Genomic DNA, 16,429 nt, shown 5'->3' on the forward strand with positions numbered 1-16,429 from the left:
CAGACTTCTATTTCACAGTCATAATAAGCCGATGCCCGCTGCCGCAGCTAATGATGCCGTGCGGCACGCGACGGATATCGTCCGGCAGCATCTCCACCGACTTGCCGTTCTCCGTGCGCACAACGCCGAGATAAAGCTGCTCCACGCGCTGTACGCCTTGGACCGCTTGCAGCAAGCCGTAAAACACCGAAGCGTGAATCGGCTCGCCGATCTCCCAGCCCTTGCCGTCCAACTGTCCGGAGAGCGGATCGAGGAAGCGGTTCAGCGCCTCCAGGCAGGCGGTCTCTACCGGATGAAGAATGTCCGGCGAATCGGCGACGATCGTGGCAAACACCGAAATTTCGATAAACGCCGGAGCAATGACGTTCAGCCTGCCGCTATGCGCAACAAGGCTCGGCGCCCGTCGGCGCAGCTCCGTCTCCAGCTTGCGCTGCGTCTCGGCGAAATGCTCTCTGCCCGCCGCTCCGCCGGAAGGCAGCGCAACGACGACAAACGAGCCCGGGCTGCTCTCCAGCCGCACATTGCGGTTCGGCAAGCATTTCACCTTGGAAATGCCCGGCTCGATCTCCCTGACCAGCCACTCGGCATCGGAGGGCGAAATGGCCCGTCCGCGATGCTTGAGCTGCTGCGGGCCTCTGCGCAGCGCGCCTTCGAGCGGCTCCGCGTCTCCGCCGCCGGTGGCCGGCTGCGGGTTGGATACGCCTTGCACAAATGCGATCGACTGCATCAGTCCCGACACTTGTCCTGGCGCGACATTGCCTCGGTCGCCTTGCGTTACTCGATAGGTGACGCGAATCTTATCCCCGCCCCTCAGCGGCGGCTCCATGCCGCGAGTCCCATCTCCAAAACGCAGCTCGCCGGTGGCCGGCTGCAGCGTATAATGGCGGGCGTCCGCAGAGGAGGCGTTAAGCGATCGCACCTCATCCCAGCGCACCCATAGCTTCTGGATGCCGCCCTCGCTGTCGCGAAACACCTCGTATTGGTCCGGCTCGGCTTCCATCAGTCGCGCCAGCTCGTGCTCGTTGATCGTCCCGGTCTCGTCGACCCATACCTCCTGATCGACGATCGGAGTTTGCGACAGCACATAGCCTCCCTTGCCCGGCTCGGGATATTCCCCCGCAATCGTGCGCAATTGCACCGCACGTGCGGAGTTCCGGTAAATCGCCTTAACGCCTGGCAGATCGGCCCGATCTCCGCCGTATTTGCCGTCGCGGTTAACCGCCCTCAGCCACGCCCTCGTCTTGCCGAACAGAGAAGCCACGGCGATCTCCGAGGGCCCGACGAACTGCAGCAGGCCGGATTGCGTAAAGCCCTGCGTATCGTCAACCGTCTTTAGCGCCTCCCACTTCCATTCGACGCCTTTACGAACGTACGCCTCCCATTCGATCCACGGGATCGTCTCGCTCGCCTCCGGCTTGCTGCCAAGCGCAAACTGCATACGAATCGGGCCTTTCACGGGCGGAACGTCAAAGCCGAAATAAACGGCGGGCGCCGGACAAGGAACCGGCAAGAACGCCTTAAACGTGTCGCCGCCCTGACGAACGGTTGCCGTCACGTCCGTCAGCACGGCGTTGTTAAGCGTGTAAGCCCATTCCGGACGCAGCTCTGCCGTAGACGGGTATGTATAAGAGAAAGCTACATTTTCCAGTTTCGGACTCATATACTCGACGACCGGAGCGGTCGGCGTATCCGTCGCCGCCACCCTCGCGCGAAGCCACAGATCCTCGCGGCCGTTGACAAGAGTGGCGGCCATATCCTCCGGACATGTAAACTCCAGCTCATAATCGCGGGACGCCTCCTCCGGCAGGCTCGCAAACAGCTCCTCGAACGGGCCGCTTCCCGGCAGCCTCATCCAGTTGTCGCCGTTCCAATACTCCCATAGCACTTTGCGAATATAGAGACGCGGCGGCGGCTTCGTCTCGAAATCCGCCGTTCGCATGATCATCTTCCAGCGAATTTCCGGGTCCGGCCCGACGCGCAGCTCATTCGGCACGAGCCGGCCGCCGAACGTCATCTGCAGCTTGCTCCCCCTCTTGCTGAACGCCTCTCCGCAGGAAACGTAAAACACCGAATAAGGAATCGAATGCTCCCCAAACGGATAAAATTCGGCCTTATCCAGCTCCATATCGTTAAAATACAGTTCTCCGGCCGGAATTGCGTCCGGATCGATCGTCCGATCGTGCGACGCTCTCAGCGTCAGCCTATCCATCTCCGGCAGCATGCGCAAAATCGGCGGCCCTTCGCCGCCTTCCGCAAGCGGCTTGACGCGACAGCGAATCCAGCGTCCCGCCACGCCTCCAATCTCGGTCTCGCCGACCGGTCCTCTCGTTTTTTTGCGCAGCGTCACTTCTCCGCCCACGGCCGAAGCCGCTTCGAACGGAATCCACTCCTCGCCGCTCGAGTAGCTCCATTCCAGCCAATCCGTTCTGGCAAACAAGGAAGCCAGCTCCGACTCCGCATACCTCCGCTCGGCATTGTGCCACTTGAGCGTCAGCATGGCGGGATGATCGAGCCGCAGCAGCTCGTCGTGGCGCACGTAGAAGACATGATCCTGAAGGTTGTCGCCCAAGGTCGAAAACAGAGAAAATTCGGCGGCGACTCCCGCGTCCAGCCGATCGCTGTATTCGTCGCCGGCCATCACGATGCGATCCAGCCCCGGATGAACGTTATACAGCTCCATCAGCTTGGCTGGACTGACCAACAGCGCGCCTTCCGTCTCGAACGGAAGCTCCTCGCCGCCGTCTTCCGTTGGCGCTGTCAGCAGCGTCCCGCCGGGCACGTATACCGCTTCCCGAACCCCTTCGTTCAGCGTAAACACGACGTTCGCTCGCGCGGGCCGAGCCGGCTGAAGCTGCACCTGCAGCAGATCCAGAAAAGCGATGAAGTTATTCAGCGGAACGCGGTTCAGCCGTTTGATGTTCTCCCCGAGCATTTCCGCAGCCAGATAGAACAGCGCCGTACCCGCGTCGGGATCCTCCGGCGAGAAGCGCCATTCCGGCGTATAATGCGGAGCCATCGCCTTCATCCGCTCGACGAGAGCGTCCAAATCCCTTCCGTCGATTACAGGAGCGCGGGCCTGCCCGTTTTGCCACAGCTCTGATTTCATCCGATTCGTCGCTCCCGTCTATTTCGTGCCTTCTTCAAGATAGAAGGGATATACCTGGTTAAAAAGATTGTTCGTGGAACGCACAACATATGCGATGCCGATCGACAGCTTGCCGGGCTGGGACGGATCAAGCTTGGCCGTCACTTCGACGTCCCTCACGCGCGGCTCCCATACCGTAATCGCCTGCGTAATGTCGGTTTCCAGCAGCCGCAGCGTCGTCTCGTCGGTCGTGCCGAACACAAAATCGCGCAGTCCGCAGCCGAAGTCGGGGCGCATGACGCGCTCTCCCCTGGAGGTCATCAAGATGATGCGGATCGCCTCCGCGATATCGTCCTCCCCTTCCGACAGCAGAAACCGGCCCGTCGTCGCGTCCACCGCGATCGGAAACTTCCAGCCTCTCCCGAGAAAAGATGCGCTCATCGCTTGTCCCCCTTCGCCATGGCTCCGAATCAGTTGATTTTCACCATCGCGCCTTTAATCGTAACAATCCCGTCCGAGAGCAAGTCCAGCTTGCCCCCGGCCTTCACCTTCATCGATGCGGTCGCCTCCAGGTTGATCTGCGTGCTCTTGAGCGTGATCTCCTTGTTGGACTCGACTTTGATGTCTCCCTTGTTGTCGATGGTGATTTTGTTCGCACCGCTTTTGACCGTAATCGTCCCTGCGGAGCTGCCTTCCAGAACGATCGTCTGGGCCGCGTTCTTCGTCGCCAGCGTCACTTTATCCGCGCCCTCGTCGATTTCCAAATTCAGCCCCTGCTTCGTCTTGAGCGTAACCTTCCCTTTGGATTCCGTATCGTCAAAAATCAGCTCGTGTCCGTCTCGCGAATGGATTTTCCGCAGGTTGTTCTTCTCGTCTTTGGCGGGCGGCTTGTTCGACGTGTTCCACAACGAGCCGATGACAAAAGGCTGATTCAAGTTGCCGAGATGGAAGGCGACCAGCACCTCGTCTCCGACCTCCGGAACGAACATCGTTCCTTTGCCGCTTCCCGACATCAACGAAGCAAGCGGGGCCCAGTCGGTCTCGTGCGAATTTTCCCGCAGCGGGAATTTCAGCTTCACGCGGTTCAAGCCGTCCGGGTCCTTGTTGTTCGTCACTGTTGCGACCATCACTCCGTGAACGAAGTTGGCGCTTCCTCCGCCTTCCGAATCGGACCGTCCGGGAAAAAAATCGTTCATGGAAGACATCAGAATGCATTCCCTTCCGTTCTGAATTGGGTCACGTAGCCCCGGTTGCTGATCTGGTGAGTCACGGATACAAGCAGCAGCGTCTGGTTAAATTTCGGTCCCAGCCCTTCCAGCTTGATGTTTCGTCCCGCGCGCAGCTCCGGAATGCCGATACTTTCACCCTCGCCGCTGATGAGATTCATCGCCCTCTCATTTGCCAGCGCGTTCGCCATCGTCTGCGCCTCCGCCTGGGAAGTCGCATCGCTGTATACAGTCTCAACGGACTGACGCGTCAGGGCGGACATGATGTCCTTGCCCGTTCTCCCGTTGGTTCCGTATTTGTTCACCGATTGGGAGGTGGCCTGGAACGGCTCGCGCGTCTTCGGATCGGAGCCCCGCACGATGAACTGTCCAACCTGATTGGAAATATCCACGGAGGTGGAGTAGCTTCTCAGATTTTTGCCGTACATGAGCGTGACGATGGGGCTGGCGGAAGGCGTCGGCTTCTTGAAGTAAAGCTTCTGCTCGATGACGAAGAAGTAATAGTTGATCTCGGAGGCCAGCTTTTTCAGAAAATGAAAATCGCTCGTCTTAAACTGCTCGATCGTCGGCTTCGGAGTCATGGTATCGTCCACCTGGAGCTGCAGGCTGTACTTGCCCCCGATCTCCTTGACGACGTCGCTGATTTTTTTGTTCAGCCACAGATTGGACTGGGCGCTGTGCATCATGAAAAAGGAGCGGTCCATTCCTTGTACGACGATGGAGGGCTGTCCCTCCGCGGGATAATCTACCGATATCCCCGTAATGATGCCGTCGAACACCGTCTCCAGCTTATCGGTGTAGCCCATCTCGATCGTAATCGTCTTGCCGACGTCGATCAGCGAACCGACCCACTTGAACTGGCGTGCCACGGCATCATAGGCGTTCTCGATGCGAAACTGAAAGTTGTCGGACTTGGCCGCGATCGACGTCTCCACCTTCAACATGGATACGGCGATTTGTTTTAGCGTAAAGCTCTGCCCATCCACCTGAATATCGAACGCCGGAGCGAAAAAATTACGATATTTCCGTTCCAGATCGGCCAACTCGTAGGTGTTAGTGTCGAATTTGATTTTTGCCACGGCGCTTTCACTCCAGCCTAGGTATGATCAGCTTCCGTCCGTACGGCAGCTTGCGCGGATTGTCGATGCCGTTCGCCTCCGCGATCGCTCGCCAATGGCTCGGGTCCTCGTACTCCTCGGCCGCCAGCATCCAGAGCTGCTCGTCCTGCTTTAGCATTTTCTGCTTCGTGCGGTCGGCGCTCTGCCGGGGAACGTTCTGATATTGCTCGGTCATCGATTGCACGGCGCGGAACGTCACGTTCAGCGTCGCCCGCACCGGGACTCCCGAGTCGAGAAACATCGTAAACCGCTGCTGTACCTTCTCCGCCACGCCCTTAAAATCGAGCGAACCCCACACAAATCGGCAGTGCGGCGGCGCGTGCAGGTCGCGATCAACATTCAGGAGGCCGGATATTTGGGCCGTGTGCGTGCGGACGTCGACGCCCTTCTCGTACGTATCGAAGAACAAATCCATCGTCAGCGTCGTCGCCTCCCCGCTCACGAACTGGGCGATCGGTGACTGCAGCCCCGGTATCGTCTGCCACGCGAACTGGTTGCCCGACTGCAGCACATACTCGTTCGGATTAAACAGCACGTCCACCGACTCCTGGCCGTTGCTCTTAATAATAATGATCTTCGCTTTACTGAGCGCCAACTTGATCGCCCTCCTATCTATCGTCTTCGTCGCCTGACCGGGCGGCGGGGCAGGCCCTGGGGCGGCATTTAAGTCCGTCTCGCGGTCTTATTCGTGCCTACCCGACTCGGCGGCGGCATTTAAGTCCGCGTCGCGGTCTTATTCGCACTTACCCGACACTGGGACGGCATTTAAGTCCGCGTCGCGGCCTTATTCGCGCCTACCCGACTTGGCGGCGGCATTTAAGTCCGCGTCGCGGCCTTATTCGCGCCTACCCGACTCGGCGGCGGCATTTAAGTCCGCCTCGCGGTCTTATTCGTGCCAACCCGACTCGGCGGCGGCATTTAAGTCCGCGTCGCGGTCTTATTCGTGCCTACCCGACTTGGCGGCGGCATTTAAGTCCGCGTCGCGGTCTTATTCGCGCCTACCCGACTCGGCGACGGCATTTAAGTCCGCGTCGCGGTCTTATTCGCACTTACCCGACACTGGGACGGCATTTAAGTCCGTCTCGCGGCCTTATTCGCGCCTACCCGACTCAGGGGCGGCACTTAAGCCCGCGTCGCGGTCTTATTCGCCCCGCTAAAATCCGTGAAGCCGCTGCTCCAGCTTCATTCTCCTAACAAGCGATTTGTACACCTGGTCGGCAAGCTCGTCCGGATGAAACTGCGGCAGCCCGCTGATCGCCTTCTGCAGCGCCTCTTCGCTAATCACCGCCGGCGCTTCAGAAGCAGCGTTCGCGGTAGGTTTCGCCCCCTCTGCCGCTGCCAGCGCGTTGCGACGAAGTTCCAAAGGTGTGTTTGATTCGTGCGTATGAGCAGGGGCTTCTGCAGCGTTGCCCGGGACCGCCGTATCGCGTCCTGCCCTGTTCACCGAAAGCGAAGCATGCGCCAGCGACAAACGAGGAGTATCCACTCGTTCGGATTGGTCAGACGAAGCTTGCGGCGGCAACTGAGTATCTCGAAGCGATTGCCGCATGGAAAGCGCTGCCGTCGCTCCCGGCAATATCGGTCGTGCCGTCCGTCCGGCAACAGGCGTAACCCTGACCAGAGAACGCCGACCAATGGCCTGAGTCAAGGGCCTCCGACTGCGTTGATCGCCACCAGTTAAACCACCCTTTTCCTGTGACGAAGCGTCCCCAGAAAAAGAATGAGCAACGACTGCCGAGATTCCTTCCCTCCGAACTGCAGACTCGCCCGAGCTCGCATATTCATCAGAACTCGACTCCGAGGAATGCGTTCGCTTTATCAACATTGGCGTATTTTCTTCGTTGGTTAACTGTGCTTGAGATCGTGGAACTGCGTGATTGCCGCGGTTTTCAGGGGAATCCAACCGGTTTCGGCTTATAATCGCTCCCGCAGATCCGATTGGGCCAAAGCGTTGTAGCCCCCCACCATCCTGCAAACGCGCCCGGCGAGCCAGCCAGACTAATCGTCCTTGTGCGCCCATTCTCGTTCGCCCAGCCTCAGCCGAAGGCACGTCGCTTAAGACTCGGGAACGAATTGATGCTCCCGCTTCCCGCTTGCTCGCCTCCACGGTCGGACCTTGTTCCCCGCCTCCCACGCCTTTTGCACCGGTTGGACTCACAGCTCCCGATGCCCGCAACTTCGCACGAACGGTCTGTGTTTGCCCTGACTCTCTCGCACTCCTCGCACCAGTTGGACTCACATTCCCCGTTGCACGTAACTTCGCACGAACGGTCTGCGTTTGCCCCGACTCTCCCGCATTCCTCGCATCAGTTGGACTCACATTCCCCGTTGCACGTAACTTCGCATGAATGGTTCGCTTTTGCCCAGTCTCGCCCGCACTCCTCGCACTGGTTGGACTCACATTTCCGGTTGCACGTAACTTCGCACGAACGGTCTGTGTTTGTCCCGATTCTCCCGCACTCCTCGCACCGGTTTGACTCACATTTCCTGTTGCACGTAACTTCGCGTGAATGATTCGCTTTTGCCCAGTCTCTCTCGCACTTCTCGTACCGATAGGACTCGTATTTCCCGTTGCCCGCAACTTTGCACGAACGATCTGCGTTTCTCCCGACTCTACCGAAGTTTTAGCAACGGTTGGACTCACATCGCCGGGCTCCTGGACGTTCGCTTGAACAGTTGGCGCTAACTCGACGCCTTCTCTCCCGCTCGAATCGGTCCGACTCGCATTGCCTTTTTCTCGCACCTTCGCATGGATCGTTGACGTTGGCTCGCCGTCCGCCGCTCCCTTCAGGCCGGATCGGCTTACAGCCTCCGGTTCCCGAGCTTTTGCATGAACAGTCGACGATTGTGAGACACCCTCGGGTTCGCGGTCTGTTACGCCACTTTGGCCCGTTTCCCTCGTACTTTGCGAGTTCCTATGAGTTGTCGACGCTTGGCCGCTATCGCCAGAGTTTCGCTCGGATGTGCCAAGGCGACTTGCGATTGGCTCTTGGCGATCGGCACCAGAAGCCTTCCTATCGGCCGTTGAACCGTTCGTTTCCCTTGATGTCGCGACGGTCTCATTAAAACTAATAGATCGGCCGATCAGCCGATGCGACAGCTTCAGCGAGCCCGCCGTTAACCCCAGTCTTGTCTCCGTTGGCTGCATTCGTTCGTTGGTCAAGCCGAGAGCCGCCGCCGTTCCCGGAGTGTTGGCCTGTCCCTCTGCCGTTTTCGTCCCAAGACCGATGCTTCTCTTCACCGAAATCTGCCGTCCCCGCTCTATCAAGTTACGATAGACAAGGTGCATAGAAGAAGCGTCGTCCGGTCTACGAAGCGACCAGCGTCCGCCGGTTGCTGCTTGCGGGGCGACAGGCCCGGCACTCTGCGCTGATGGAAGCCCGTTTGCTTGTTCTCGCCGACTTTCCGACGCCTCGGTTTTCTCCCCGGAAGCGCCTGAAACGCCCTCTGCCCTGGATACCCCTGGCTTAAGCGCGTAAGACAGCCGATACACCGGGCGATTGTGGAAACTCGCGTCTCCGCGCGTCCCTTCCGCGGATGCACTGTCGTCAACGCTTAATGGCTTCCCTCTGACCGTCAGTCCGAATCCGGGAGAAAAATCGTCGGTATGCGAAGCTTGCCCGCGCCGAGAAAGCTCCCGGTCATCTTTGTCCGAGCGGCGTCGTTTTCCTCCCGAATCGCGGGAAGCTTCGGCCGTAGCTCCGTCTCTTCGATCGATATCGCCGGAATCGTCGCCGCGCTTCTCGACCTTCATCGAACTCGGCGTATCCGACAAGCTTTCCCGGTGCAAAACCGGGTTGTCGGAACGATCTTTCTTTCGCTCCATATCAAGCGAGGCTGACGATTCCGACTGTACGTTATCATGAGCTTCCGCGCTGCCTCTTGCATTTGCAGAAGGCGTGCCGCGAGAACGAAGCTCCTCCGCATTCCTAAGCGCTCCCGCACCGCTATGCGGCTGCTCAGGCGCAGGACCGTTCACCTCGCTTGTGCGGCTCATATTCCCGTCCAAGCGAGCAGCCCTGTTTGCTTGCTCCCCGTTCGTCTGAGCATGCGCGCTCTGCCGAGTCCCGTCGGGAGCCGATCGGCTGCCGTCAACGCGCAGCTTGGGGTTCACAAACAGCAATTGTGCGTACACGGCCTGACTTCGCTTCGCCCGCATAGCCCCGTTCTCCCCCGGCGCTTGATCGACAACCTTCTTGCGACTGCTCCTGACTTTCGGGGGTTTGACGCTAAGCGGGATTTTAGCCCCCGTCGAGGTTCCGTCCGGCTTCCTTCGGAAAACCGCATTGGCCTTCGCGCTCAAGGGCCATGACGTTCGCCTTGTTAGCGTTTCGGCAAAGGTAGTCCCTTTGAAGAGAGAGGATTTGTCCGCTCTTGAAGCTTCCGACTTAGGAGCTGCAGCTTGCGAGGCTTCAGGGCTCGCTCCTTCGTCCCGCTTAGCTTCCTCATCTTCTATGTCAAGCTCCCCCGCACGAGCCAGATCTTCTACCTTCGAATTGGCGTTGCCTTCGGCTTCGGCCAGATGCTTCTTGTTCGCTTCTGCTTCTGCCGGATGCTTCTTGTTCTCTTTGCCTTCTACCAGATTCCTCTTGTTCCCTTTGCCTTCAGTCGAATGCTGCTTGTTCCCTCCGCCTTCAGCCGAGTACTGCTTGTTCCCTTTGCCTTCTGCCTGACGTTTCTCGCCGGTACGCGCCTTCGCGGTGTCCGAGCTCCCGCTCGTCTTCGCCTTGGGCACGCCGCTCACCGTCGAACCAGCCCCCGCCGAGTCGGAGGGCTCATCTAAACGCCCCTGCGCATCCGCCGTCAACGCAGCCTCGCGAATTCGCCGTTGCTCCACAACGACCCGCTCCGCTTCGCGAACGACCACCGTATTGCGCTCTACGACGCGCTCTACGATCTTTTCCCGCTCGACAAGCCGCTCGCGCTCGATCACTTTCTCGCGTTCGATTACACGATCTTTTCCCGCGGGGCCCGGTCGATCCCGAACGATGTCGCGATAGCGAATCTCCGGCTTCTCCCGCGCAGGAGTGACCGGACCGGCTGCGCTAGAACGTTCAGGGGGACGAAAAGGCGCCCGCTCGCGCCCCTTCCCCGTCCCCTTCTTCTCCTGCGAAGAGACCCGAAAAACGAGAGATTGCCCACTTCGGACGCCAGGGCGAATCGGACCGTACTTGCCGGCGATCTCGCCGGCAAACCGCGCGTAGGCGGGTACCGCTCCTGCGGATGCTTTCCCCGCATTTCGCCGCCCCGCTCCTGCAATCGCAGCTCCTGCAGGCATCGCCCCCGCACGCCGACCTGCACCTGCAGATTCCGCTCCCGCATGCCGGCCCGCTCCTACAGGCGTCGCTCCCGCACGCCGACTTGCGCCGATTCTCATCCTGGCCCCTCCTCTCTGCGCATCTCCCGTAGCTTCTATGCTCTAAATATCGCTTTTACTCCGTTATGTACTAATTCGATCGTCTCGATCGCCACCTCGCTGGAGGAGGCGATCAGGCTGGGGCCGCTCCATTTGACCGGATACGCGTCGAAAAAATTCCAACGGCACAGCTCCGCCCCGTCCTGCTTATATAGAATGATCGAGCCGCTTTTGCGGGTCACCGTTCCTTGCGACGCCTGCGCGTACCAATTCCACAGCTCCTGCGAGGAGCTCAGTCCCCGCTTGAGCGTAATCGTCGAATTTCTGACGCCTTTGGGCAGCCGATGAACGTACCCGTTAACGCCGCCCTCTCGGATTTCCTCATATTCAATTTGCGATTCCAGGCCATGCGCCTCGGAAAAGCCGGCGACAAGCATGCCGTCAAGCTCGACGGCGAAGCGAAACGCCCCGTTCACCCTATGTTGCGCTGCAGCTGCGGCCACGTTCCGTCGTCACCTCTTTCCGAATACGTCGAACACGTTTTGTTTATCCGGCTCGTCGTTAAGCTTGCGGTTGATTTTCGAGATTTCGTCGCACCATCTGCGCCGCTCTCGATGCTCCATATTCATGATCTCATCGTGGGGCCAGTGAAAATAATAGGCGATGAAGCCGACTTCCTCGTAGATTCTCTCGGGAGAATAAGCTACGAGAGGCCCTCCGTTACGGATAAAAAATCGACTTCCACCTCGTACTCGTGATCGCATTTCGGACATGTCGTGTGCAGCTTCGGCGATTCCAAATCGTTGATCTGTCTGTACAGATTTTGCAAATACGCCAGATCGGCGGTAAACAGCTTCTCTACCGTTTTCGTATCGACGTGTTTGACTTCCCCAAGCCGGGTTATGACGCGAGCCAGCAAAATAATCGTCAGGTAGCTCTGGTTCTGCTGTACGCGAGGGTCCTTCATCGGCAAAATTTCGTCCGCAGCGGTCGCAAGCCGCATGACGCCGCGCTTGTGCAAGTTGCCGCTGTCGTCCACATAGCCGCGCGGCAGCTCGAATTCGTATTCCGTCTGAAAAGCCATCGTTAACTCACTCCTTGCTTCAATCGTCGCCAAGCACAAACAGCTTCCGCCATTCTTAGAATCGGTGCAGTATCGTTTATAGCGGAGGGGATTCGGGTAAGGGTAAGTATCCTACCTATTCTGTAAAAAACGCAACACGATTCGGGGGAGGCGTGTCTATTCTACGAAAACCGCAACGCGCTCTTGGTAGCATGCATTGTTAAAGCGGAAAATCCGCTCTATATCCGCCGCCGCGCCCTTTTCAAGCGATTTAAAACGGAAAATCCGCTCTAATTCTGCGATTTTCACCTTTTGGAAAAATTAAGGTGGACTTTCCGCTTTAATCGCCGCTTTCGCCCCCTGAGCGAAAATTAAGCCGGGTTTTCCGCGCTAATTCACAACCTGCTCCCCCTCAACGCCCCTTCAACTGCCGGTGATTCATACTTTCTTATCTATTAAAAAAAAGCAAAACAAGAGAGAGGGCCTCCCTTGTCGGTAAACGCTATTCCGTTCGTTATTGCCGCAACGGGGTTCCCGACCGGACTGCCCGTCTGCGCAGCACCCCGGTGCGGGGGATGCCGCGCGCTGCCGGACTCTCTTATTCCGTAATGCTCCGCTTCCGGTTGCCCGCCCTAATAGAGTAGAAAACCGAACGCATCATTCAAATCTATTCGAGGTTGTTGAGCTCGCTCTATTAAGCGGTGCGAGTCATGCCCTCATGAGCAAGCTCGAGCAGCTCGATCGCCACTTCCGCGCCCGATCCGTTAAAGGAAGGAGCCGTGTAGCGAACCGGCCAAGCCTCGATGACTTGCCATGTCGCCACGTCGCCGCCTTCCTCGTCGATGGCGATAATCGTGACGGTCTTGCGCTCTACCGTGCCGTTGATGCACTCTTGAACCCACTCGTACAGCTCCATCGATTCGGTAGCGCCCCAACGCAGCGTAATATTGCCGTACCGGGCAAGACCCGGGAGCTTGCGAGGCGTAATGACCTCATTTCCCTCGCGATATTGCACGACGTCGAAGGAGGCGTCGAACCCTGCGACTTCGCTGAAGCCGGCCTGCTCCAATCCTTCAACCTCCACACGGAACCTAAAATTGCGGTATGGATCATTGCGTTCTCCTGGCATGGATATCCTTTATCCCCTTCCGTTCATTTTGGAAACTTCCTCAAATTCTCGTTCTCGCGTCTCAAACGGACTTTTCAGGCCTATATCGTCCACACCTGAAAACAGTCCGCTCGAGCCTATGCCGTCCGATTACTCGGAGCCGGTTTTCTGCGTGATGCGGAAGACGACGAATTCGGCCGGTTTCACCGGAGCGACGCCGATGACGCAGATCAAGCGTCCATTGTCGATGTCGTCCTGCGTCATCGTGCTGCGGCCGATATCGATGTAGAACGCCTCGGAGGCGCTGCTGCCCATCAATGCGCCGTCGCGCCAGATCCGCGTCAAGAACGCGTCGATCGTACGCTGAACGCGGGCCCACAGCTGTTCGTTGTTCGGCTCGAACACGACCCAGTTGGTGCCGCCCTTGATCGACTCTTCGAGGAAAATGAACAGACGGCGAACGTTGACGTATTTCCAAAGCGTATTGGAGGAAGCCGTGCGAGCGCCCCATACGCGGATGCCTTGACCCGTGAAGGAACGGATCAGGTTGACGCCAGCCGGGTTAAGGATGTCCTGCTCGCCCTTGTTGTACTGTACGTCCAGGCCGACTACGCCGCGCAGCACTTCGTTCGCTGGAGCTTTCTGCACGCCGCGAGTCGTATCGGAACGGGAGTAGATGCCGGCGATCGTACCGGACGGAGGAACGAAAATGTTCCGTTTGTCCAGCGGATCGAATACCGACAGCCACGGATTGTACAGCGCGCAATAGCTGGAATCGAACAAGTTACGGTGCGTCATGACGTCCGCTACCTTCGTTTTCTCGCGCGGAATGTCGAGAATGGCGAAGCGGCTGCCCAGGTTCTCGCAGTGCGCGACAAGGGACAACTGCACGTTAGCGTCGGTTACGCCCGGAATCGCCATAATGCTGACGACATCGTTGTCGATAAACGCCTGAATGCCCGTGCGGCGTCCAGGTCCGCGGTCTTCGCCGATAAAATCGCCGGCGGAGATGCCGTCGACCGAGCCGTCGCTGCCCCCGGACAACACGAACTCAACCTTGCCCGAAGCGCCTGCGCCGGATACCGTCTCGAACGGATGCGTAGCGTCCGTCGACAAGACCAATGCCTGCACGTTCACGAGATTGGAGCGTCCCGCAACCTTCTCGACGAACGTCGGAGCTTCCGGATTCAAGCTGACTTTCTCGAAGCTATCCACTTCGTCGTTATAAACGACATGCAGCGTAAATTCGCACGTCGACAACACTTTCGTAGGCAGCAGCGCCGCATCCACGACGTCGCCCGACAGCTCTTCGGCCAGCTCGATCACATTGCCCTGCACGCTGACGACGCGATTGTACTGCGTCTCTCCTCCGGCATTAAAGGCAACGACATCGCCTGCGTAAAATCCGCCGGCGTTCTTGACGCGATAGCGCCGTTCCGTCACTTCGTAGATTTGCGTTTTCGCTTTGCTGGCGTCGGTAATGACGACTTTCACCAGGTTGCCCCAGGCTCCCGGATTTTTCGCCGTGATGCCGAGCTTCTCCGAGACGGAGCCCGTGTTCTGGGCAGGCTTCGCGTCCGAAGGAGCGACGCGCATGACGTAACAGCGAGAACCGCCGTTCGTGAAAAACTGATCTACCGCATAAGCCAAATAACGGTAGCTGCCAAATACGCTCTCGGACAAATAGGAACCGAAATTGCGCTGGAAATCGGCCGGGCTCGTTATGAGCAGCGGCAACCCTTCTACGGCTCCTCGCTGAGCGAGCCCAATGAAACCGGCCGTGCTTGTGCTTACGCCTTCGAGCGGCTTGGAGCCGCTCTCGAATTCCTCCACGTATACCCCAGGCGACAAATACTCTGCCATGATCCCCGGTTTCTCCCCGCTACGTATGTATGTAATTACTGTATCTAGCTGCGCGTAAGGGGAAAACCAGTTCCTCCTCTCAATATGGGTTTATCTTATCGTCAACCGGAAACGCCCTGCCTGGCGGCACTTCGTCCAATCAACGCCATGCCCTTCATTCAACGCCGACGGTAAACGCCGGCAAACGCGTGACTTTGCCGCCTTCCGCTTGCCAGACGGCGCGCCACCTCTGATCCTTCATCGCGATCTCCGCATGAATGCGGCAAACTGCCGGTAGCAGTCCCCGAAACGGTAAAATCGCCAAGCCTGCGGCATCGCTCGTCGCGCGAACCGCCGGCAACAGCCGGGTCCCGCGGCTCCACGTCCCCATTATCGGCCGGTCCAGCGCCATAACGGTCGGCTGCTCCGTCCAATCCGTCACGCGATTCCACTCCAACTCCGATCCGTCCCGATCCTTCAGCACGAACGCGTCTCCGGGAGCCAGCCTCCCGTGCCCCGGCGCAATTTTCAACCGTTGCCCGTCGCCTCCGCTCCGCTCTTCCGCCAAGCGGCCCCTGACCGCCATTTCGTCATCCAGATAGGCCGTTATCTCCGCGCCTTGAAGCGGCAGACCGTCCGCATCGCGAAGCTCGACGATCGCCCCGGTGCCGGCAGCCGGAGGCACATAGGCCCGGTCGGGCTGCAAGCTTACCGTTATCACTGGCGGAGAAGCGCCGTTCGCGGGCAACACGATCTCCTCGCGCACTTCCCGATACACGGGCGATGCGATCGCAAGCGTGCAGCGCTCGCCCGGCACATCGAGAAAAACATAGCTGCCGTCCGAGCTTCGCAGCGGCTTGCGGTCGATTCCTTCCAGCGATACGCTCAGCGAGGAAGGAAGCGGAGCCTTCCCGGTCCAAATATCGAACGGCCTTACCGCCAGCGAGCAGCGGGTGACGAACGTTCTCTCGGCTCTGTCCACCCCCGTCAGCCTCCCTTGTCGCGCAGCGTAATGTGCCGCTCGAGAACGCGGGAGCCCGGCTTGACGCGGTTCGATTCGAGCAGTACGGGGCCGACGCGGTAGAGGAGCGAAAGCTTGTACGGATTGTCTCCGAACTGCCACAGCTGCGTCAGTTGATCCGTATTCAAATTTTCGTGCGTGATCCGCAGCTCTTCCCCGTTTTCCAGCAGCGTCCCTTCCAGATAAGGGCTGCGCAGCACCGAATTGTCGTACAGCGCTTGCATCGCTTTGCCCAGTATCCGGTGCTCGTCCAAAATCCGCGTATGCAGATCGGCGGCGGAATGCGCTGTCAACATATACTGCAGGTCGACGGCAAGCGGCGGATAACGAAGCACGCCTCCTTGCGGCAGCATCTCGTTGCGTCTGGCCTCTCCGTTCTCCCGTATACTGCACAGGTAGAGCGTCAGCGCCAAATCCCCCTTATCGACGGGCGAAGCCATGCCGATCAGATCGGGCCGGGGAACTGGGTCCGGAGACAGATGTTCGCGCAGCAGCTTGAGCAGGCTTAAGCCGACGTCGGCGACAACGGTGTACCCTCCGATACTGGCTCCTCCTCCCCGTCAAAATCTGAAAAATTTCTAAAAAATCCTACTTTTCGACTTTATTATAG

13 protein-coding genes are annotated in these 16,429 nt (G+C 58.7%); all 13 read right to left on the minus strand.

Going from position 1 to position 16,429, the window contains the following annotated elements:
• Positions 1-7: 7 nt before the first annotated feature.
• The 13 genes from DFP98_RS15125 to DFP98_RS15185 all read right to left on the minus strand — a co-directional run bounded on the left by DFP98_RS15125 (position 8) and on the right by DFP98_RS15185 (position 16,361).
• Positions 8-3,106: a baseplate J/gp47 family protein gene (locus DFP98_RS15125; protein WP_116061449.1), complete on the minus strand. Its 3,099-nt coding sequence runs from the start codon at positions 3,104-3,106 to the stop codon at positions 8-10.
• Between the two features lie 18 nt (positions 3,107-3,124).
• Positions 3,125-3,526 (minus strand): GPW/gp25 family protein, encoded by a 402-nt coding sequence (locus tag DFP98_RS15130; protein ID WP_116061450.1) that lies wholly within the window; start codon positions 3,524-3,526, stop codon positions 3,125-3,127.
• A gap of 29 nt (positions 3,527-3,555) precedes the next feature.
• Entirely contained in the window at positions 3,556-4,290 is a 735-nt protein-coding gene (locus tag DFP98_RS15135; RefSeq protein WP_246016547.1) for a phage baseplate assembly protein V, read from the minus strand.
• The gene (locus DFP98_RS15140) at positions 4,290-5,390 is read right to left on the minus strand and encodes a phage late control D family protein (protein ID WP_116061451.1); all 1,101 of its coding nucleotides are present in this window, start codon (positions 5,388-5,390) and stop codon (positions 4,290-4,292) included. The genes DFP98_RS15135 and DFP98_RS15140 overlap by 1 nt, the downstream gene beginning before the upstream one ends.
• Before the next feature lie 7 nt (positions 5,391-5,397).
• Positions 5,398-6,024, minus strand: a complete 627-nt coding sequence (locus DFP98_RS15145) for a CIS tube protein (protein WP_116061452.1) — start codon at positions 6,022-6,024, stop codon at positions 5,398-5,400.
• A gap of 558 nt (positions 6,025-6,582) precedes the next feature.
• A complete protein-coding gene (locus DFP98_RS15150; protein WP_116061453.1) occupies positions 6,583-10,806 on the minus strand; it encodes a hypothetical protein in 4,224 nt (1,407 codons plus the stop codon).
• Between the two features lie 35 nt (positions 10,807-10,841).
• Complete coding sequence (locus DFP98_RS15155) at positions 10,842-11,288, minus strand: phage tail protein (RefSeq protein WP_116061454.1); 447 nt, start codon at positions 11,286-11,288, stop codon at positions 10,842-10,844.
• A 9-nt stretch (positions 11,289-11,297) separates the two neighbouring features.
• Complete coding sequence (locus DFP98_RS40135) at positions 11,298-11,558, minus strand: DUF6760 family protein (RefSeq protein ID WP_342772493.1); 261 nt, start codon at positions 11,556-11,558, stop codon at positions 11,298-11,300.
• Entirely contained in the window at positions 11,489-11,869 is a 381-nt protein-coding gene (locus DFP98_RS15165; protein WP_116061455.1) for a phage tail assembly protein, read from the minus strand. The genes DFP98_RS40135 and DFP98_RS15165 overlap by 70 nt, the downstream gene beginning before the upstream one ends.
• Before the next feature lie 673 nt (positions 11,870-12,542).
• On the minus strand, positions 12,543-12,977 hold the full coding sequence (locus DFP98_RS15170; protein ID WP_116061456.1) for a phage tail protein: 435 nt from the start codon (positions 12,975-12,977) through the stop codon (positions 12,543-12,545).
• Between the two features lie 129 nt (positions 12,978-13,106).
• Positions 13,107-14,819: a phage tail sheath family protein gene (locus DFP98_RS15175; RefSeq protein ID WP_116061457.1), complete on the minus strand. Its 1,713-nt coding sequence runs from the start codon at positions 14,817-14,819 to the stop codon at positions 13,107-13,109.
• Positions 14,820-14,973: 154 nt separating this feature from the next.
• On the minus strand, positions 14,974-15,780 hold the full coding sequence (locus DFP98_RS15180) for a hypothetical protein (protein WP_116061458.1): 807 nt from the start codon (positions 15,778-15,780) through the stop codon (positions 14,974-14,976).
• Between the two features lie 5 nt (positions 15,781-15,785).
• Positions 15,786-16,361, minus strand: a complete 576-nt coding sequence (locus DFP98_RS15185) for a Pvc16 family protein (RefSeq protein WP_116061459.1) — start codon at positions 16,359-16,361, stop codon at positions 15,786-15,788.
• Between the last annotated feature and the right edge of the window lie 68 nt (positions 16,362-16,429).

The sequence above is a fragment of the Cohnella phaseoli genome, from assembly GCF_003386235.1.
GTDB classification, from domain to species: domain Bacteria; phylum Bacillota; class Bacilli; order Paenibacillales; family Paenibacillaceae; genus Cohnella; species Cohnella phaseoli.